The sequence below is a fragment of the Rhodococcus sp. C1 genome (assembly GCF_020809065.1).
Classification (GTDB): domain Bacteria; phylum Actinomycetota; class Actinomycetes; order Mycobacteriales; family Mycobacteriaceae; genus Rhodococcus_F; species Rhodococcus_F qingshengii.
This window is the reverse complement of the sequence record NZ_CP078080.1, coordinates 1,293,863-1,313,571: the sequence shown is the minus strand read 5'-3', so window position 1 is coordinate 1,313,571 and position 19,709 is coordinate 1,293,863. Positions and strand designations below refer to the sequence as shown.

General features: G+C 61.8%; 22 protein-coding genes. 6 read left to right on the top strand and 16 right to left on the bottom strand.

Going from position 1 to position 19,709, the window contains the following annotated elements:
* Positions 1-8: 8 nt before the first annotated feature.
* The 9 genes from KTR60_RS05995 to KTR60_RS05955 form a co-directional block, all read right to left on the bottom strand.
* Positions 9-1,424, bottom strand: coding sequence for an FAD-dependent oxidoreductase (locus KTR60_RS05995; protein WP_161120331.1), 1,416 nt, complete (start codon positions 1,422-1,424; stop codon positions 9-11).
* A gap of 60 nt (positions 1,425-1,484) precedes the next feature.
* Complete coding sequence (gene nagB / locus KTR60_RS05990; RefSeq protein ID WP_161120330.1) at positions 1,485-2,264, bottom strand: glucosamine-6-phosphate deaminase; 780 nt, start codon at positions 2,262-2,264, stop codon at positions 1,485-1,487.
* Positions 2,265-3,182, bottom strand: a complete 918-nt coding sequence (murQ, locus tag KTR60_RS05985) for an N-acetylmuramic acid 6-phosphate etherase (RefSeq protein ID WP_228402266.1) — start codon at positions 3,180-3,182, stop codon at positions 2,265-2,267. It lies immediately after the preceding gene.
* 123 nt (positions 3,183-3,305) lie between these two features.
* Positions 3,306-4,181, bottom strand: coding sequence for a MurR/RpiR family transcriptional regulator (locus KTR60_RS05980; protein ID WP_003941452.1), 876 nt, complete (start codon positions 4,179-4,181; stop codon positions 3,306-3,308).
* A complete protein-coding gene (locus KTR60_RS05975) occupies positions 4,178-5,374 on the bottom strand; it encodes an anhydro-N-acetylmuramic acid kinase (protein WP_003941439.1) in 1,197 nt (398 codons plus the stop codon). Before KTR60_RS05975 ends, KTR60_RS05980 begins: the two co-directional genes overlap by 4 nt.
* Before the next feature lie 46 nt (positions 5,375-5,420).
* The gene (locus tag KTR60_RS05970; protein WP_007726415.1) at positions 5,421-6,752 is read right to left on the bottom strand and encodes an MFS transporter; all 1,332 of its coding nucleotides are present in this window, start codon (positions 6,750-6,752) and stop codon (positions 5,421-5,423) included.
* Positions 6,753-6,856: 104 nt separating this feature from the next.
* Positions 6,857-7,837, bottom strand: a complete 981-nt coding sequence (locus KTR60_RS05965; RefSeq protein ID WP_228401956.1) for a linear amide C-N hydrolase — start codon at positions 7,835-7,837, stop codon at positions 6,857-6,859.
* A gap of 17 nt (positions 7,838-7,854) precedes the next feature.
* The gene (locus tag KTR60_RS05960; RefSeq protein ID WP_042452401.1) at positions 7,855-9,762 is read right to left on the bottom strand and encodes an alkyl/aryl-sulfatase; all 1,908 of its coding nucleotides are present in this window, start codon (positions 9,760-9,762) and stop codon (positions 7,855-7,857) included.
* Between the two features lie 109 nt (positions 9,763-9,871).
* Positions 9,872-11,275 (bottom strand): MFS transporter, encoded by a 1,404-nt coding sequence (locus tag KTR60_RS05955; RefSeq protein ID WP_042452402.1) that lies wholly within the window; start codon positions 11,273-11,275, stop codon positions 9,872-9,874.
* Positions 11,276-11,387: 112 nt separating this feature from the next.
* On the opposite strand from KTR60_RS05955, the gene KTR60_RS05950 reads away from it, so the two are divergent.
* Complete coding sequence (locus tag KTR60_RS05950) at positions 11,388-11,969, top strand: helix-turn-helix domain-containing protein (RefSeq protein WP_042453490.1); 582 nt, start codon at positions 11,388-11,390, stop codon at positions 11,967-11,969.
* A 17-nt stretch (positions 11,970-11,986) separates the two neighbouring features.
* On the opposite strand, the gene KTR60_RS05945 is transcribed toward KTR60_RS05950, so the two are convergent.
* A complete protein-coding gene (locus KTR60_RS05945; protein WP_042452404.1) occupies positions 11,987-12,766 on the bottom strand; it encodes an IclR family transcriptional regulator in 780 nt (259 codons plus the stop codon).
* A 167-nt stretch (positions 12,767-12,933) separates the two neighbouring features.
* On the opposite strand from KTR60_RS05945, the gene KTR60_RS05940 reads away from it, so the two are divergent.
* The 3 genes from KTR60_RS05940 to KTR60_RS05930 are packed head-to-tail and all read left to right on the top strand — an operon-like array spanning position 12,934 to position 15,556.
* Positions 12,934-13,701: a CoA transferase subunit A gene (locus KTR60_RS05940; protein WP_179090791.1), complete on the top strand. Its 768-nt coding sequence runs from the start codon at positions 12,934-12,936 to the stop codon at positions 13,699-13,701.
* Positions 13,698-14,360: a 3-oxoacid CoA-transferase subunit B gene (locus KTR60_RS05935; protein ID WP_007726396.1), complete on the top strand. Its 663-nt coding sequence runs from the start codon at positions 13,698-13,700 to the stop codon at positions 14,358-14,360. Before KTR60_RS05940 ends, KTR60_RS05935 begins: the two co-directional genes overlap by 4 nt.
* Entirely contained in the window at positions 14,357-15,556 is a 1,200-nt protein-coding gene (locus KTR60_RS05930) for an acetyl-CoA C-acetyltransferase (RefSeq protein ID WP_192712023.1), read from the top strand. The genes KTR60_RS05935 and KTR60_RS05930 overlap by 4 nt, the downstream gene beginning before the upstream one ends.
* A gap of 72 nt (positions 15,557-15,628) precedes the next feature.
* On the opposite strand, the gene KTR60_RS05925 is transcribed toward KTR60_RS05930, so the two are convergent.
* A complete protein-coding gene (locus KTR60_RS05925) occupies positions 15,629-15,844 on the bottom strand; it encodes a BldC family transcriptional regulator (RefSeq protein ID WP_003945782.1) in 216 nt (71 codons plus the stop codon).
* Positions 15,845-15,955: 111 nt separating this feature from the next.
* Here KTR60_RS05925 and KTR60_RS05920 point away from each other — a divergent pair, with 111 nt between their 5' ends.
* Positions 15,956-16,363 (top strand): RidA family protein, encoded by a 408-nt coding sequence (locus KTR60_RS05920; protein WP_019747226.1) that lies wholly within the window; start codon positions 15,956-15,958, stop codon positions 16,361-16,363.
* Positions 16,364-16,385: 22 nt separating this feature from the next.
* Here the strand turns inward: KTR60_RS05920 and KTR60_RS05915 are convergent, their stop codons facing one another.
* On the bottom strand, positions 16,386-16,655 hold the full coding sequence (locus KTR60_RS05915) for a DUF4235 domain-containing protein (protein WP_003945929.1): 270 nt from the start codon (positions 16,653-16,655) through the stop codon (positions 16,386-16,388).
* A 187-nt stretch (positions 16,656-16,842) separates the two neighbouring features.
* On the opposite strand from KTR60_RS05915, the gene KTR60_RS05910 reads away from it, so the two are divergent.
* Positions 16,843-17,058, top strand: a complete 216-nt coding sequence (locus tag KTR60_RS05910) for a hypothetical protein (protein ID WP_003945874.1) — start codon at positions 16,843-16,845, stop codon at positions 17,056-17,058.
* Between the two features lie 7 nt (positions 17,059-17,065).
* On the opposite strand, the gene KTR60_RS05905 is transcribed toward KTR60_RS05910, so the two are convergent.
* The 4 genes from KTR60_RS05905 to KTR60_RS05890 all read right to left on the bottom strand — a co-directional run bounded on the left by KTR60_RS05905 (position 17,066) and on the right by KTR60_RS05890 (position 19,621).
* The gene (locus KTR60_RS05905; RefSeq protein WP_042453495.1) at positions 17,066-18,223 is read right to left on the bottom strand and encodes an AI-2E family transporter; all 1,158 of its coding nucleotides are present in this window, start codon (positions 18,221-18,223) and stop codon (positions 17,066-17,068) included.
* 64 nt (positions 18,224-18,287) lie between these two features.
* Positions 18,288-18,764, bottom strand: a complete 477-nt coding sequence (locus tag KTR60_RS05900) for a hypothetical protein (protein ID WP_003945539.1) — start codon at positions 18,762-18,764, stop codon at positions 18,288-18,290.
* A 135-nt stretch (positions 18,765-18,899) separates the two neighbouring features.
* Positions 18,900-19,055, bottom strand: coding sequence for a DUF6131 family protein (locus tag KTR60_RS05895; protein WP_003945564.1), 156 nt, complete (start codon positions 19,053-19,055; stop codon positions 18,900-18,902).
* Positions 19,056-19,219: 164 nt separating this feature from the next.
* Positions 19,220-19,621 carry a nuclear transport factor 2 family protein gene (locus KTR60_RS05890; RefSeq protein ID WP_054187940.1) on the bottom strand — a complete coding sequence of 134 codons (402 nt, stop codon included), beginning with the start codon at positions 19,619-19,621 and terminating at the stop codon, positions 19,220-19,222.
* Between the last annotated feature and the right edge of the window lie 88 nt (positions 19,622-19,709).

Genomic DNA, 19,709 nt, shown 5'->3' with positions numbered 1-19,709 from the left:
CAGCGAATCTATTCGGCGTGAACTGCCGACTTCGTGCCGATGCGAACGAGTTCGTCGCGCTCTTTGATTTTGATCCGATCACGCCCATGCTTCACGCCGAGGGCACGTTCGGCGGCATCGATGCGAAGCCATCCGTCCCAATCGACGGGCACCACTCTGCCGGCCCCGAGGACCTCCGCGATCCGGCCGTGACCGGCTCGACGCTCGTATGCCGAATCCAACTGTCGCAGCAAGGTTTCGACGGTTTGGCGAGCGTCTGGCCGCGCCGCACCGATCAGCCCCGCGGCACCTCGCTTCATCCAGCCCGTCACGAACAAGCCCGCGATCGGTAGACCGCTCTCGTCGACCACCGCGCCGCTCCGGTGCGAAACTATGCCGCGTCCGTGATCGAAAGGCACCCCGGCAAGCGGCGTCCCGATAAATCCGATTGCCCGGTACACAGCTTGAACCGGATAGTCGGTACAGACACCCGAAGCGGTGACGTGACCGTAGCCGTCGGGGTCAGTCCACTCGACGCGGAGTGCCTCGACTTTCCCGCTGCCGAGAATCTCCACGGGCTGTCGGTAAAAGTGCAGGTGAACTCGACGCTGGGCAGTTCGGTCGGCAGGCGCAGTGTCGGCGAAACCACGGAGTGTCTCGACTGCCAGTCGGGTGTGCACCAACTGTTTGGTCATCCGCTCGACATGCCGGTCCGGCGCGACATCGGCAGCGTCGACGACAACATCAACTCCGGGCAGTTCACCGAGAGCGCGCAACTCGTTCGGTGAGAATCGAGCGTCGGCGGGCCCGCGTCGGACGAAGACGTGCACCTCACGAATGAGACTGCCGGCGATCCCTTCCCGAACTTGGTCGGAGACGTCCGTGGCCTGCAGCGATTGTGCCTCGGCGAGGAGCATCCGCGTGACATCGAGCGCGACGTTGCCACCTCCGATCACTGCGACCGATTCCGCGTTCAGCGGCCACTGCGGCGAGCTGTCCGGGTGATCGTTGTACCAACCGACAAACTCGGCGCCACCGAAAGAACCTGGAAGCTCGACGCCGGGAATGTCGAGGGGTGCATCCCGCGGCGCACCGGTTGCGATGATCACGGCATCGTAGGAAGAACGTAGGTCACCGACGGAAAGGTCCTTTCCGATCTCCACGTTGCAGAACAGCCGGAAGTCACTGGCGACCAGCGTGGTGTGCAGAGAATGGGCGAACTTTTCGGATTCGGGGTGCCCTGGTACGAGACCGTAGCGCACCAGTCCGTACGGCGTCGGTAGACGCTCGAACACGTCTGTCTTGGTGCCGGGCGCAAGTTCGGCGAGAGCGCCGGCGGCGTGGATTCCCGCCGGCCCCGCTCCGACGATCGCGACACTGAGCGGTGGTGAGAAGAATCGGGGCGCCGCAGGCGGGGATACCGCTGGACCTCTGGCGTTGATCATCCCCCGAGGCTAGGACCTCAACTGCGCTGGAGATCAAGTCCGCTTTCAGCAGCCCGCTTTTCAGTAACCCTGCTCTGCAGGCTTGTGCTCGGTTGTGTAGCGGTAGAAGTCCGCTAGTTGGAGTTCGCCGGCAGCTGCCTCGTCGACTATGACGGTCACGTGTGGATGCAGCTGCAGCACCGACGCCGGGCAGAATGCCGAGACCGGACCTTCGACCGCGGCCCGGACGGCGGGCGCTTTGCGGGCGCCGTCCGCGATCAGGACGAGATGCCGTGCATCACTGATGGTTCCGAGTCCTTGCGTGATCACATGATGCGGTACGTCGGCTGGGTCTGCGAAGAACCGTGCATTGTCGGCGCGGGTCCTCTCGGTCAAGGTCTTCACTCGGGTGCGCGATGCAAGCGAGGAGGAGGGCTCGTTGAAACCGATGTGTCCGTTCAGGCCGATGCCGAGGATCTGCACGTCGATGGGACCGTTTTCGGCGATGGCAGCGTCGTAACGCCGGGCAGCGTCACTGGGATCCGCGGCCCCGCCGTCGGGGCTGAACACTCGCGCATTGTCGATGTCGAGGTGATCCACGAGTTCCGTGCGGATGGTGTGCGCGTAGGACTGCGGCTTATCGGACGTGAGACCTACATACTCGTCGAGAAGATACGCGCTCATCGCCGCGAACGACACTCCCGATTCTCGATGCCTCTTGATCAGCTCTCGATACGTGTGCAGCGGTGATGATCCGGTCGCGAGGCCGAGCGTCCGCGCTCCGTTTTCGATTGCGCCACAAACGATATCTGCAGCGATTCGCCCGCCGTCCTCCGGACTGGGAACTATGACGATTTCCATTCAGACTTCCTCGCCGCTCTTGCCCGCTCCGACGATGGCCTCACGTACCGAACCCGAAGCGCGGTCCAACAGTTCGGTTGCTTCGGCGAAGTCGCATTCGGCCAACAACATGACGACCGCTGCCTTCACATGACCATCGGCATCGTCGATGGTCTCCGCAGCGATCTCGGTATCGACTCCGGTGGCTGCCGCGACGATCCGGTTCGCACGATCGACAAGCTTGGCATTGGTCGGCCGAAGATCGACCATCAGATTGTGGAATGCCTTCCCGGAGCGAACCATACTGGCCGTGGAGAGCATGTTGCACACCATCTTCTGCGCAGTTCCGGCCTTGAGCCTCGTCGATCCGGTGAGGATTTCGGGGCCGGTCTCCACTTCGATGGCCACGCCGGCGTGAGAACTCATTGCCGCGTTCCGGTTGCACGAGACTGCCACTGTTGCAGCGCCGAGTTCGCGGGCGTGATCGAGTCCCCCGATGACGTAGGGGGTACGACCGCTGGCAGCCAGACCCACCACGACGTCGTTGGCGTTCAACGAGATTGCGTCGAGATCGACCCCAGCCGCTCGCGGATCGTCCTCTGCCCCCTCGACGGCGTTCAGAAACGCTCCAGGGCCACCGGCGATGATGCCGATCACCTCGCCCGGATCGGTCCCGAACGTCGGAGGGCATTCCACCGCGTCGAGAACTCCCAGACGCCCACTTGTCCCCGCTCCCAGGTAGATCAGTCGACCACCTTGTGCTCGGGCCGCGACGATCAAGTCGACTGCGACTTCGATGGCGGGTAGTACCGCTGCCACCGCGTCGGCCACGATTGAGTCCTGTTGATTCATCACCGTCAGCAGACCCGACACCGACATGACATCGAGATCGCGGGTCAGAGGGTTGGGTCTCTCGGTGGAGAGCATTTCCAATTGCATTGTGGCGAGTCCTCCTCGATCGATATTCATTACGACGACTCCTCGTCAGTACTCACAGCGACGACTCCTCGTCAGTACTCACAGCGACGACTCCTCGTCAGTACTCACAGCGACGACTCCTCGTCAGTGCCGCTTCGAAGCAATGGCATCATGGCTTCGTTGCAGAGCAGAGAGTGCGCTGGGCAGCGAGTGCGCCACCATCGCAAAAATTGTGTCGACTACCAACAGCTGACCGGTGCGGCTTGCCATCGCAGCCGATCGGAAACCGAATTCTCTACCGGCAGTGAGCAGAACGTGATGTGACTGCACGGCGAGCGTCGATCGTGCCCCTCCGGTGATCGCAGCCGTCGACGCCCCGGTTCGACGGGCAAGGGCAAGTGGTTCCACGACATCCGAAGTCTCACCTGAATGTGAGATCCCCACTGCGATGTCGTCCGGTCCGAGTAAGCTGGCGCTGACCATGGCCGCGTCTCGGTCGAGATGAACCCGGCAGTTGACGTCGATGCGAGAGAGCTTCAACGTGAGGTCTTGCGCGACGATGCCAGAGGCGCCGATGCCGTAGACCTCGACGCGGCGGGCGGATCGAATCCGGGACACAACTTCTTCGAGCGCAGCAGGATCTGTCAATTGCGCCGTGCCCTTGAGCTGTTCGGATTCGAACTCGGCGAGCTTGGCCATCACCTCACCGGCCGAGTCGGCAGCAACGATGTCCACACCGAGCGGGATCGTGTTCTCTGTACCGGACCCGCTGATCGCCGCCAGCGCGAGACGAAGCTGTGGATAACCCTCGAAACCGAGTCGTTTGGCTGTGCGGACCACTGTCGCCGTGCTTGTCGACGCTCGTTCGGCGAGGTCGTTGACCGTCAGGGTGGAGGCCAGACTGGGGTCGGCTTCGATGATTTCGGCGATCCGCAGCTCGGCAGGCGAGAGGCTACTCAGTGATGCACGAATACGAGCAAGCAGGTCGACGGACGCCGGAGCACTCCGGTCCAAAGTCATAACGCCTCGATTCGCATCGTTTTCGGAGCTGACGGCACCGATGTGATTCTAGGCAGCCCACGGCTTCCTGGCGTCAGGGATCCGAGCACACTGGCGTGACGTGCACCGGTGCACGAAGCAATGCTTCCAGGCAATCCGTGTGCGGTGAGAAAGCCGAGAACCGCGAAAGCCAATGCTTCCTTGATGTCGGAGGTGACGCCGAGTTCGTCCGAAGAGACAAGCGCGATGTCGCCCAGTTCGTCACGGAGCATCGCCATCAACGTCGGGTTCTTGGTGCCACCGCCTGACACCACCACTTCGGTAGCCGCCAGTGCTTTGACGGAATCGGCGACGGTCCGGGCGGTCAGTGCAGTCAGTGTGGCGACGATGTCGGCCAGAGACAAGGATTCGTAGCCCCGCAGTGCAGCGAGTAGGTAGTCCCGATGGAACAATTCCTTGCCTGTGCTCTTGGGAGCGGGCTGCGCGTAATACGGTTCGCTCAGTAGTTGTGCGAGCAGATCGACGTTCGGTGTGCCGGCTGCGCCCAGAGCACCTCCGAGATCGAACCACTGCTCCCCCGCGGTGAATTCGCTTACCGCAGCGTCGATCAACGCATTTGCGGGGCCGGTGTCGAAGGCAATCGGTACTGCGGCACCATCTGCCGTCGATGTCGGAGCGCCTCCCGGAGCAGTGACGTTGGCGATGCCACCGAGATTGAGCGCGACGGAACCCGAAGTTCTTCCGTTGAGCCACAATACGTCGAACGCACTGACCAGTGGTGCACCCTGACCACCCGTCGCCACGTCGCGAGAGCGCAGGTCCGACACGACCGTGCATCCGGTCTTCTCGGCTATCCAGGCCGGCTGCCCGAGCTGAAGAGTGCCCTTTACTTGCGCTCCTTCGACCCAGTGGAACATCGTCTGACCATGTGAGGAGATCAATTCCGCACTGCCACCGCACAGTTCCTCGTTCGCCCGCGCAGCCACGGCCGCGAATGCCTGTCCGATCTCGGTGTCGAGTTGGCAGATCTGACCGACAGTGGTGGACGCCGGCGGTACCGCAGCCGCCACCGCAGCCCGCAACTCACCGGAATACGGTTCGCTGACCATGCCCAGTGGGGTGAGCACAAGAGTGTCCCCGTCGATCCGGATGTCTGCTGCGGCAGCATCGATAGCGTCGTACGAAGTACCGGACATCAGACCGATGACTCTCATGAAATATCCCTTACTCGCATCGTTTCGGCATTCGGAAGAACTGCGGTCAGTCGACGAGTGCCCGCTTGTGGGCATTCCCTCGCAAGGTACTCAAGGCGATCGCGCTGACGGCGCACGTTGCCATCACGAAGTAGGCCGGAATATCGAGATTGGACGTTTCCTTGATCAACCACGTGATGATCAGACCGGCGCAGCCCGAAAAGACCGCGTTGGACAGGGAGTATGCGAGTCCCAATCCGGTGTACCGGACCGAGGTGGGGAACATCTCGGAGAGCATGGCGGGTCCGGGTCCGGCAACAAGTCCCACTGCGGCGCCGGCGGCAAACACTGCAAATCCCTTGGCTGTCAGAGACGTCTGCTCATTCTGCAGGACGTTGAGCAGCGGCAGAGCCAAGACCAGAATTATCACGGTGCCGGTGAGCATGACCGCGCGTCGTCCGATGCGATCGCTGAGTCCACCCGCGATCGGAATGGTCACCGCGAAGCCCGCATTGGCGAGCACGGAAGCAACAAGTGCCTGATGGAAAGTCGCGTTGAGCGAACTTTGAAGATAAGTCGGCATCACTACGAGGAACGTGTAACCGGCAGCAGACCACCCCATCAACCGCCCGATTCCGAGCAGAATCGCCTTGGCTGTCTCTCCGACAGTCGGCTGCACTACAGGCGCCGCTGCATCAGCTGTCGGTTCGGACTGGACTGATCGAGCACGCTCGAACGACGGCGTTTCTTCGAGGCGGAGCCTGAGCCACAGAGCAACCAGACCCATCGGAAGTGCAAGGAGGAACGGAATGCGCCAGCCCCAGTCACCGAGCTGTCCCGAGTCGAGGACAGTAGCGAGGAGTGCTGCGATCCCCGCACCGGCGAGCAGTCCGAGCGCGACGGTGAACGACTGCCACGAGCCGTAGAGCCCGCGTCGCCCGGGCGGAGCAAACTCGGTCATAACCGACACTGCACCGCCGAACTCACCGCCGGCCGACAATCCCTGCAGAATTCGAAGGACCGTCAAGAGCAGCGGTGCCAGAATTCCGACGCTCTCGTAGGTGGGGAGCACACCGATCAGGGTCGTCGCACCCGACATCAGCAGAAGAACGATCACCAAGGTGGGGCGTCGGCCGATGCGGTCACCGAGTCGACCGAACAGCGCGGCCCCCACTGGACGGAAGAAGAAGGCCAGCGCAAACGACGCGTAGGTCTTGATCAGGCTTTCGAGGTCGCCGGAGCCGTCGGCGCTGAAGAAGTTCGACGCGATGATCGTCGCGAAGAACCCGTACACACCGAACTCGTACCACTCGATGAAATTTCCGACGGAGCCGGCGACGAGCGCCCTGCGCCGTTTGAGCTGCGCACCATCATTCCGTGTCTGCACTGTGATGCCCATGCCGTCCTCCGTTGACGAAACCCGAATATGCAACAAAGTTTCATCTAAACGGAGTAGAAATGTCAAGAAGTTTCACGATTGGATTTTTACTACGCCCCGAAGCCTTATGCTCCCGCGAACGTGAATGCCTCCGCCCGTTCGAACTGGTCAGTGGAGTCACCGGAATAGACGGTGCTCTCGTTCGGTCCGAGTCCGAGCTTTCGGACGGGTGTCCCTTCCGCGAGATCCATCGACGCCACGTCCACCCAGAAGGTATTGGGCGTCATTGCCGACTCGAAGAAATAGAGCGTGCGTTTGTGATCGACGACCGTACGCCAACGGGTCGATGAAATGTTGGGCTCGTCGGGAGTCGAAATACCGAGGGGCACCGACACATTCCGAATAACACTGAAGGCGGATGCCAACGCCGCCCGCGGATCGTCCGTCTGCGGTATCGCATCCACATAGAACGATGCCCGCGCGAATCTGTCAGCGGCACGGTTGGTTCCGGGCAGCATGACGGTTCCGTTGATCTGCTTCCAGTACTCGTTGACGGCGAGTTGCTGATCGAAGATCGGCGAATTGGTCATCACCTGGTACTCACGGCTGTGATGAATCGTCGGGCGTCCACCGACGTACTCGATGATCGCGCTGTCTCCCCCGGCGTCCGAGAGCGACATGTGCAGCGTTGCGAGGCGGTCTTCGCCGGGAACGGCAGCGGTCACTACCGTGAACGGTTCCGACGCGAGCACTTCGACCGCTTCCTGAACTGTCGCAAAGCGATCCAGGACGTATTGCGCCCACGCCGCGATCGACAATCCCGGGGTCGAACCGTCATACGTCGGGTACTCGGACTCGACCAACCACAAGAGATTGGCAGACAGTCCAGCCTCGTTGACCCCGTCGGTCGTGCACATGTCGTAGGCCGTCGCGACAACACTTCCGTATTTCGACGTCCACTGTATCGAGTTCGGACCTGCACAGCCCTCTCTGGTCATGCCGCGCGGGAATGCCCAGAGGTTTGTTCCGAGGTCGACCTTCCAATCCATCGATCGAGCAGTGATCACAGTGTCGTTGGGCCCCAAGTAGACCAAGCGTGTACACATCGAAAGCTATCCCTTCGTTACGGCGTGACGATATTGAAACTGGGATCGAAGGTATCGAGCAACCCTCCCAGCGTCTCGAGCGCTGATTCGTCTCCGTCGAGCGAAATCTGCCCGGCCTTGGCCAGTTCGGCGGCCGCGCCCGGTTGAAGAAGCGCTCCCACGAGCGCCGCCTTCGGGCCCGAGACCGTCAGTTGTGTGTTCGGTGACGCACCCTTACGTGCATTGAGGACACCGCGCTTGACCCACGCAGTCCATGCCTCGTCGCCGCGATCGGTGAACACGAAATCGATCCGCAGTTCCGCGTCGGTGGCCTTGTCGCCGATGAGATGAATTGCAACGAAGTCGAAGAGGATGTCGATGGGCATCGCAAGGACACTGTCCTGACTTGCCGTGACGTACGGGGCAGGCTGGGCGCCCTCGCGTAGTTCCAACGCGGCCGAGAGATAGATCCCACGCCACTGCGGCCCTTCGGCTTGATAGCCCATCTGCTCGTAGACGTCGGCTTGCAGGTTCCTCGCTTCGGCGTTCTCCGGTTGCGCGAACACCAACTTGTGCAGGATCTCTGCCGCCCATCGGTAGTCCGCGGCGTCGAATGCCCGCTTACCCTCGTCCAGGATCTTCTGCGCGCCAAGGAGATCGACGAACCTCTTCGCCGATTCGACCGGCGGATGAGGATGAAGCGACACCGGATCGCCGTCCCACATTCCCAGTTCCTTGGTGTACACGGCGCGAACGTCGTGGTGCAGAGTGCCGTGATATCCGCGGTTGTACCACTTGCGCCCGAGTTCGTCCGGTAGTTCGATCACCTCGGCAGCTTCGAGCGGCGTGTACCCCTTGTTCGCGAGACGGAGTGCCTGGTCGTGAATGTACTTGTAAGTGTCCCTTTGCGATTCGATGAACGGCACCAGGTTCTCGTTACCCCACACCGGCCACGTGTGCGGTCCGTAGTGAACAGCCGCGTCGTCTCCCCACCGTTCGAGAGTCTCGTCCAGATACCGCGCGAAGTTCCGAGCGTCGCGAGTGCGCGCACCTCTTAAGGTCTGGATGTTGTGGAGCGAATGATTGGCGTTCTCCGCACAGGTCAGCGCGGCGAGTTCGGGGATCCAGATGTGCATTTCCTCCGGGGCCTCGGTATCCGGCGCGTAGAGGAACTCGAATTCCAGACCGGCTATCTCACGCTTCGTTCCGGTCTCCGTGATGCTGTCAGTGGGGGAAATATACGAGACAAGTGGACCTTTCGTGCTGATCGTGCCGATGCCGCAGGTAACCATCCCTTTGGCATCGAGATCGAGCAATCCACCGAAGGCGTAGAAGGACCGTCTCGCCATGGCATTTCCGGCGACGACGTTTTCCCCGATCGCGAACTTGTCGAACGACGCGATCGTGCCCGGTGCGATGATCGGAACTCGCCCGGACGTCACGTCGTCCAGATCGACGATCCCTTTGACTCCGCCGTAGTGGTCGATGTGGGTGTGCGTGTAGATGATCGCCGAAACTGGCTTGTCGCTGACGTGCTCACGAATCATCTTCATACCCTGGCGCGCCGATTCGACCCCCGCCATACAGTCGATGACGATCAGTCCCTCGCCACCTTCGACAACCGTCAAATTTGCCAGGTCGTTGTTCCGTACCTGGTAAAGGCGATCCGTCACCTGATACAGACCACCTCGGCGCATCAGTTGTCCTTGACGCCACAGGCTCGGATTGACTGTCTCCGGCGCGGCAACATCGTCACCGAGGTATGCCATCGCATCAGGATCGAAGACCGTATGCCCGTCATCGGCGACAACCTTGCCCGGCAACGGAGCGATCAACCCTCGATCCGCGTCGGCAAAATCCTGCCGGTCGTCCATGGCATACCGTGCGACTGCCTCGCGATTCGCCGTGACTGTGGCCGGTGTTGCGTCCTTAGGTGTCTGGCACATGGCACTCCCCGCTCGGATACGACGATCTGATACCCCATCATCTGTATCGGTTGGGCACGCGCTTGGAATCACCCGCGCAGGGTGAAGCTCCCACGAACACGCGAGGTGATCAGCCGGGGAGTTCCTCGGAATTCCGGGATGCGAGTGCAATCACCAGGACCGCGATCCCACATCCGGCAACCAGGATCCATCCCAGCCTCGATGCCTGTGCGACGTCTACCGGTGCACTGCCGCCGATAATGCCACCGGCCAGCGCAACACCGAGAGCAGCACCGAATTGGCGTGCACTGGAGGTTATTCCACCAGCAAGCCCCGCCTGCGATCTCGGCAACCCGTTGACGGCGGTGTTGGTGATCGGGGCATTCGAGAACCCGAATCCGATACCGAGGAACAGGTAAGCGGCCAAGAGCATCGGAATCGCCGTGTTGTTGTCGAGCGAGACCAGGCACAGTCCACCGAGCGTCGTGAAACTACCGGCGATCAGCAGCGGTCGCCGCGGGCCGAAGCGTCCGACGAGTATTCCGGACAACGGCGCGCAGACCGTTGCCGCAACAGCCATCGGGAGGGTGATCGCGCCGGCCAGGGCCGGACTCATACCGCGGGAGTGCTGCAAGTAGAACGTGCCGAGCAGTAGCGTCGCGTTCAACGCCACGAACACCACGACAGCGCCGACCACAGCCGACGAGAACGGTCTGCGGCGGAAGAGTGCGAGATCCATCAGTGGCTCGCGCTTGCGTGATTCGACGCGGATGAATGCGGCCAACGCTGCAGCAACAACGACATACCCTGCCGTCGCCGCGGCAGAGAACCATCCGATTCGCGGACCCTCGATCAGAAGGGCAACCGCCCCGCCGACAAGAATCACCAGTAGCAACTGACCGGGAAGATCGAGTCGTCGCGACTGCTGCGCTCGGGACTCCGGAACAAACACAGCAGTCAAGACGAGCACGGCCAAGATCACCGGCACGTTGATCCAGAAAACCGATCGCCAGCCGAAACTTTCGATGAGCACGCCGCCGACGATCGGCCCTGCCGCCATACTCAGGCCGAAGACCGCGGCCCACACCCCGATTGCCTTGGCCCGCTCCTTCGGGTCGGTCATCACGTTGACGACGATCGCCAAGGCAACCGGACTGAGCATCGACCCGCCGACGCCTTGGACGATCCGCGCCGCGATCAACATCTCGACGGACGGAGCGAGCGCGCAGGCAATCGACGCCACCCCGAAGACGACGAGCCCGATCTGAAAGACTCGTCTCCTGCCGAAACGATCGGCCACTGCTCCGGACGAGATCAGCAAGCTCGCCAGGACGAGTGTGTATGCGTTGACGACCCATTCCAGACCACGGGTTCCGACGCGAAATCCCTCACCGATCGTCGGCAGGGCCACGTTGACGATGGTGGTGTCCAACCCGACGACGAACAGGCTCGTGCAGCAGATCGCCAGGATGCCCCATCGCCGCCCTGCATCGAGTCCGATCACTTGCGGTTCGATCCCGCTCGAAGGTTTCATGGTCGGACTCCATCTCTCGAAGTGCTCTGCCGTACTCGACTGTCGAAAGGATCGTTGCTCTCCAGCGTCCGAAGCCGGTAGAAATTTTGCGGAAACTGCAAAGATGGACGGCATGGATGCTGAATTCGAGCAGTTGATCACCGATATCGGACCGAGACTGCGCACGCTCCGACGCGATCGCGGATTGACCCTCGAGGGCCTGTCCGAAGCCACCGGCATCTCCGTCAGCGCACTCTCACGCCTCGAATCGGGTAAGCGTCGTCCCACCCTCGATCTGCTGTTGCCGCTTGCCCGAGCGCACCGGGTCGCGCTGGACCAACTCGTCGGCGCCCCCGCTACGGGCGATCCTCGGGTCCATCTCACCCCGAGCCGACGCAAGAACGGCAGTGCCGTCGTTCCGTTGACGCGCTATCCCGGCCGAGTGCAGGTCTTCAAGCAGGTGATCGGGCCGCGTCCACCGAAGCTCGTCACCCACGCCGGCTACGAATGGCTCTACGTCCTCGCCGGGGATCTGCGTCTCATCCTGGGGGCGAACGAGGTTGTCCTGCACCCCGGGGAAGTCGCGGAGTTCGACACTGCCGAGCCCCATTGGTTCGGGCCTGCCGATGAACAGGTGGTGGAGATCTTGCACCTGTTCGGCCCGCAAGGCGAGAAGGCACACGTGCGCACGAAGGTAAAGAACGCTCCTGCCTAAAGCGTGTTTATCGAAAGCTAGTTCACTGCATGTGTTTTCAGTCGGTTCGACAACGTATGAGCATACTCGAGGAGTAGCGTTCCCAACTCGGCATGACGCGCGGGCCGGAAGCGTGTTTCCACTCCGGTCAGGCTCAGCGCCCAGGCCGGGCGACCGTTGCGATCGAACACCGCGGCACCCATCCCCCAGCTTCCCTCGACGATGAGGGCTGGATTGACCGCGTACCCGGTGACACGCGTCGACTCGATTCGCTCACGGAGTGATGCCTCACTGTGGATCTCACCCCATTCCGATTCCAGATTCACTCGGGCGAAATAGTCGTCGACGTCCCGCGTCGGTAGATGGCTCAAGATGGCAAGCCCCGCCGACGCGACCCCCAACGGGAATCGCTTCCCCTCGTGCAGCACGTGAGATCGCAGTGGAAAACTGCCTTCCTGACTCAGGATGCAGACGGTCTCGTCACCTCGGCGTGCCGACAGGAAGGCGCTCTCCCCCGTGACCCGGGCAAGTTCGTCGACGACGTCGCGAGCCCGGTCGGTGATGTCGTACCGATTTCCGGCCGCCGCCCCCAGGAGGTACAACTCCGGGCCGAGAGACCACCGACCGGTTCGTGCGTCACGGTCGACCAGTCCTTCGGCAGCCAGGGACGTGAGCAGTCGGTGCGCAGTGGGCCGAGCGAGGCCGGTGACCTTGCCCAATTCCGTGGTGGAAGTGCCCGTTGGTTCGGACGCGCCGAGGGCTCGCAGAAGTGCAGCCACCCGCGCGACCACGGCCGGCGATTGCCCGTGAGTTGGCATGCAGCCATCCTAGCGTCCATTCAATGAACGAAATTCCTTCAGACGATCAGTAGTCGATCAGTTCTCGGTTGATGTTCGAGATTCCTTGAACCTGTGAACTGGAGATAGTTCACTGGATATCGAAGTGAGTGAGTGTCTACTCAATGAACGCTTGGCAGGGAGAGAACATGACAGCAAAGGTGTACGAGTCCGCAGCGGAGGCGGTCGCCGACATCGTCGACGGCGCAACGCTGGCCGTCGGCGGATTCGGCTTGTGCGGCATCCCCGACGTGTTGATCGACGCGATCGCAGCTACGAGTGCAACCCACCTCGAGGTGTTCTCCAACAACTGCGGCGTCGACGATCACGGTCTCGGAATCTTGCTGAGCGCCGGCCGTATCCGACGAGTGACCGCGTCGTACGTCGGCGAGAACAAGGAGTTCGCCCGGCAGTACCTGGCCGGCGAACTCGAAGTGGAACTGACGCCGCAGGGAACGCTCGCCGAGCGTCTGCGCGCCGGCGGAACCGGAATCCCCGCATTCTTCACACCGGCCGGAGTGGGTAGCCCCATCTCCGACGGCGGAATGCCATGGCGCTACGACGCCGACGGCTCGATCGCTATTGCATCGCCTCCGAAGGAGACTCGCGTCTTCGGAACCAAGCGTTACGTAATGGAAGAGGCGATCAACGCCGACTACGCACTCGTGCACGCTGTTCTCGGAGACACCGACGGCAACCTCGTGTTCGACAAGACCGCGATGAACTTCAACCCGCTCGCCGCGATGGCGGGACGGGTCACCATCGCGCAGGTGGAACGTCTGGTCGAGCCCGGTGAAATCGACCCGGCATCGGTGCATCTACCTGGGGTCTTCGTCCAGCGCGTAGTCCACACCGGCCCTCAGAACAAGCGAATCGAAAAGCGAACCGTCAGCGCTTCGGAAGGAACCTCACGATGACCGCACCAGTGACAGTGACGGGTTGGACGCGCCAGCAGATGGCAGCGCGGGCGGCTGCAGAGATGATCGACGGGGAGTACGTCAATCTCGGAATCGGCCTTCCCACACTGATTCCCGGATACCTGGGCTCGGACGTTCGTGTGGTCCTGCACTCGGAGAACGGAATTCTCGGCACCGGACCGTATCCCACCGAGGACAACGTCGATCCTGACCTCATCAACGCCGGCAAAGAGACCGTGACCGTCAACCCCGGTGCGGCATATTTTGATTCGGCCCTCTCGTTCGGGATGATCCGCGGCGGCCACATCGACACCGCAGTCCTCGGCGGTATGCAGGTGTCGAAGACGGGTGACCTCGCAAACTGGATGGTCCCCGGCAAGATGGTCAAGGGCATGGGCGGCGCAATGGACCTCGTCCACGGTGCCCGGCGTGTCATCGTCGTCATGGAGCACAACGACCGCGACGGCAACCCCAAGATCGTCGACGCGTGCACCCTGCCCCTGACCGGCCAGGGCGTGGTGAATCGGATCATCACCAACCTCGCCGTCATCGACGTGAGCGAAGAAGGTCCACTCGTCCTGCGTGAACTCGCCCCCGATGTCAGCGTCGAAGACGTAGTCGCCGCAACCGGCACCGAACTGAAAGTTGAACTGGCATGACCGACACGACCACTGTGATTGTTGCGGGAGCTCGTACCCCGATGGGTCGACTCCTCGGATCGTTGAAAGACCTCTCCGGGTCCGACCTCGGCGGCATCGCCATCAAAGGCGCCCTCGACAAGTCCTCAGTCGCACCCGAACAGGTCGACTACGTCATCATGGGACAGGTCCTCACCGCCGGCGCCGGCCAGATGCCCGCCCGCCAAGCCGCCGTCGCCGCCGGCATCCCCATGAACGTCCCCGCCCTGAGCATCAACAAAGTGTGCCTCTCCGGCATCGACGCCATCGCCCTCGCCGACCAACTCATCCGCGCCGGCGAATTCGACATCGTCGTCGCCGGCGGGCAGGAATCGATGTCCCGCGCACCCCACATGCTCGAAAAAAGCCGCGAAGGCTTCAAATACGGCGACGTCACCCTCCGCGACCACATGGCCTACGACGGCCTCCACGACATCTTCACCGACCAGGCCATGGGCCTGCTCACCGAACAGGTCAACCAACAAGAAACCGCCCACATCACCCGCGCCGAGCAGGACGCCTTCGCCGCCGCCTCACACCAGAACGCGGCCCGCGCCTGGAAAGACGGCCTCTTCGACAACGAAGTCGTCCCCGTCTCCATCCCCCAACGCAAGGGCGAGCCCATCGTCTTCGCCCAGGACGAAGGCATCCGCGCCGACACCACCACCGAATCCCTCGGCAAACTGCGTCCCGCGTTCAGCAAGGACGGCACCATCACCGCCGGCTCCGCCTCCCCGATCTCCGACGGCGCCGCCGCCGTCGTGGTGATGAGCAAAACCAAAGCCGAAGAACTCGGCCTGACCTGGATCGCGGAAATCGGCGCCCACGGCGTCGTCGCCGGACCCGACTCCACCCTCCAGTCCCAACCCGCCCGGGCCATCGCCAAAGCCTGCGCGAAGGAAGGCATCGACCCCACCGACCTCGACCTCGTCGAAATCAACGAAGCATTCGCCGCCGTCGGGATCGCCTCCACCCGCGAACTCGGCCTCGACCCCGCCAAGGTCAACGTCAACGGCGGCGCCATCGCCGTCGGCCACCCCCTCGGCATGTCCGGCGCCCGCATCGCCCTGCACCTCGCCCTCGAACTGCAACGCCGCGGCGGCGGCATCGGCGCAGCCGCACTCTGCGGCGGCGGCGGACAAGGCGACGCACTCATCATCCGCGTCCCCAAGGCCTGATTACTTCCTGCTGACCAGACAGGTCGCCGAGCCCTCATCATGCTCGGCGACCTGTCTGTTTCGTGCCGGAGGTTATTGGTGATCGAGCGTCGTCGAGCGGTTACGCAGCAACGTCTCGATCTCCGATCGCCGGTACCTCCGATGCCCGCCAAGCGTTCTCAGAGTGCCGACTTTGCCCTCCCTCGCCCATCTGGACACCGTGGTCCTGTCGACGTGGAACAGTGCTGCAACCTGTTTGGTCGTCAGCCACTCGTCGACAGGTGCTGTGTGCTCTTCTTCTCGGCTCATTGACAGTCATTCGTAGCTGCCGACTGAAGGGATGGGTCCGACGATGAATTGGCAACCCCTGGCGTGCTGTGAAAGACTCGCTGCAAAACTTTACTATTCCTTGGGGAAATAATGTCGAAGTCGGTAACTCTGATCCGTTCCACGTCACTCTCTTCGGTGGCTGAATATGCCTATGCAGCAACGGCTCCCGCCGAGGCCCGACTGATCTTCCTGGCCGGATCCTGCCCGTTGAACGAGGACGGCTCTACTGCCGCCATCGGTGACTACGCAGGACAGGCAGCCAAGGCCGTCGACAACCTGAGAACAGCTCTCTCGGACGCGGGCGCGTCCATCACCGACGTGATCAACACCCGCGTCCTGGTGGCGTCGAGCAATCAAGCCGACCTCGTTGCGGCGTGGGAGGTAGTCCGCGACGCGTTCGGTGATCACGACGCCCCGAGCACTCTGATGGGTGTGACCGTTCTCGGTTACGACGATCAACTGGTCGAGATCGAGGCAATCGCGGCCGTCGTCGACTGAACTCGAACCGAACCGGGCGTTCCTACCGAGGATCTTCGTGAGCAAGGGCCCGGTAGCCCTTTGCCCCCGCACGATCCACTGCGGCTCGCACAACAGCGAAGATGGCTCCCTGCAGGGCTGCGGCGATCAGGACTTCCTTGCTCGACCTGCTCAAGTCTTTGGGCTCGGGCGCATTCTTGTCGTCACCGATGCGCTTCCACACCTGCTGGAAGACAGCGCCGGCCAAGATGCCGCCCAGGACGCTGGTCGCCAGTGAGAGTGGCTTGTACATCGCTTTCGATACTGCGCTCATTGCGCGGATCCTCCGTGGTTCGATACGTACCGCCTGAGCGGCTGACCGACTCTCACTACCCAGCAGGCGAGGTGTCGAAACATTGCTCCGGCAAGGCACGAAGACGACTGTCGCACGTTGTGTTCCACGGGTTTGCCACTTCTCGAGCCGGGTAGGATCGTCTTAGCGAAAGAAGGTTGTGTAAGTCATGGAAAACTACAGAATCGAACTACCGGACGGTACAACGGTGATGGAAGATTTCGTCTCGGATCGCGCCGCAATCGCATACGCGGTCGATCTGAATCACGGTTGTAGCGAGAAAGTCTCGGTATTCCGTATCACCGCCGAGGGAGAAACCATCCCGACTCGGATGTGCCCCAAGCCGAATCCTGGTTCTCGGCGTCGCGCGCGAAGCGTCCGATAGAAGCCGGTCAAGAAGCGTCGAGGCGCGGAAAGAGCGTCTCCCTTGCAAGCAGCAGCAAGGCCGCAGCGACCGGAATCGCCAGCAACGCACCGACAATACCGAGCAACGCTCCACCCAACAGAACCGCGACAACGGTCACCAGTGCCGGGACCGCTACCGTCTTCCCGATGATCTTCGGAACGAGCAGGTAGTCCTCGAGCAGACGTAACGCAATGAAGAACGCAACTGTCGCCAATGCCGTTGGGACAGAGACTGTCAGGGAGACCAGGGCGACGACAACCCCTGCGATCGTGGAACCGACTATCGGAATCAGATCGAGCAGAGCGACCAGCAGCGCCAGGATCAACGGATACGGCACGTCGAAGATCAACAACCACGCGAAGGTGCACACTGCGGTGATCACGGAGATCAGAACATTGCCGAGGACGTACCCACCCACACCTGCCAGTATCTGATCACCGATGGCGATTGCTCGTGGCCGCCGCGAATGTGGCACCAGCCGATACAGATTCGTGCGGATTCGTGGGTAGTCGATCAAGAAGTACGTCGTCAGTACAGCAACGATTCCAGCGTCGGCGACTGCGCTGAACACCGCCCGCCCCGCTCCGAGCAAACCCGTCGCGAGCGCAGACCCCGAACCGTCCAGTTGGGTGGTGAGGTGCTCCTCGAGGTGATACTTCTCGTCGAGGTCGCTGACGATCGGATACCGGTCACGAATGTGTGTCAGAAGTTCGGGAGCGTGTGATGCGAACTGACGTCCCTGCTCGACCAGCGGGGTGATCGCAGCAACCAGAAACAGCGCCAACATCACTGCAATTCCGAGGAGTACCACGGTGACTGCGATCCAGCGTCGGAAATGTCTCCGCTCCAGCCAGACGATCATCGGTTCGATGCCCACCGCGAGAAACAGCGCGACCACGATCAGGATCAGCATGCCTCGCGCCGCCAGGAGCACTTCGATCACCGCGTACGTCACGGCAACACCGGCCGCCGCGCTCAGACCGATGAAGAACGGTGAACGACGATCGAACCTCGGCCCCGGTTCGCCCAGCGGCCGGACGGGCGTCGCCAATGCTGCGGCTTCACGTTCGGCTTCCGCCATCGGATCTGCCGCTTTGACTTCACTGTCGGAATCCGGTGAGGTGTCCGCGGAACTGGGATCCATTCAAGCCACCTCACGATCCGCGCGACTTCCCGGCACGGGAGTGAGTACCCGTGCCGTGGCCGGATCAACCTCGAGGCTTCTCCGCTCCGCTTCGGGTCAGCGCGAGACCGGTTCCTACCACTCCGATGATCGACACAGCGATGGCGATGCTGGGCCAACCGTCGCTCTGCCAGTAGACGTCGTCGAGAGTGATCAGTAACGCAGCCTCGTCGACGATGAGCCCGAGTGCGATGCCCAACGCGATGCCCATCCATGTTCTTGCGCGAGGACTTCGGTCGACGAGTCCGAAGATCGCCACCCCGGCCAACAGCAGAATTCCCCATAAATAGTGATGCAGATGAGTGCCACCGGCGCTGATGTCGCCGACGTCCCTGGTGTCGATCTGGATCAACCACGTCACCAGACGTGCTCCGCCGAACGTCAACGTGAAGGCCACCCACGCCAACACCAAACCGCGGCGCGATTCGTCAACCTGATTCCATCTGCGAGGGAATCTGAATCGCTCGGCAGATTTCTCTTCGTCATGGTCTCGAGAAAGCATCCTTCATGTTTACCCGATGCCGCTCAGATCGATAATTTGGGGTAGAGAGACCGAAAACCAGTTGGAGCACAAAAAGCGGTACCCGATCTCCGAAGAGATCGGGTACCGCCTTCTCAACTACTCGCGCAGTATTGATCAATACCAGACTTTTCGTCCGCCCACTGCGCGCCCGGTAGCACCGAGGATGGACAAAACTGCACCTACGACGACCAAGATGATGCCGACGGTGGTCAGAATGCTCAACCCCGTGAAAAAGCCGATCAACGCCAGAATAATGCCGAGAACAATCATGTGAGAACCTCATCCGGTATGCGTATCAAAATGATCTACTCAACTGACGCTACTACAGAAACTTCACAATCGATAAATCCGATAAATACATTCATAAATGCGAAACTCGTATTACTACCCAATAGCGCCTCCGTTAAAACATCAGCCTTTCTCTTATCTCTACCTCACAGTTCCACGTCCTCGATCTTCGCCTCGACCGCCGGCGTGATGTGGCTCAACACGCAGCGCCAACGACCGTCTCGCCGCGCGAACACGTCGGTGGTCCACTCGTCGGCGTCGTATTGTCTGCCGCCGTAGTGCGCGGTATTGACGATCAGCGTGGTGAACAGTGCGACGTCACCGAAGAAACGCACGCGAGCGCTCCCGACGCGGTCCATCGCCGAATGAGTCAGGTCGCCCGAGGCCACGAAGCCCAGGAACTCCGCTTTGGTCGACACTCCGGATTCCGAGACGATCACCCAGTCGTCTGCCATGAAATCGCCGATCCGTTCGGCGTCGTTCGAGCACATCGCGACGTTCCACTCGTCTGCGACAGCGACCAATGCCGCACTCTCCTGATCCGACATGTCTTCTCCCTCTACCGTCGTCACCCTCGGCGGGTGATGCCCCGACGGCAGGGTTCCCGCAGGGTGGACTTCGAACCGACGTGCACGA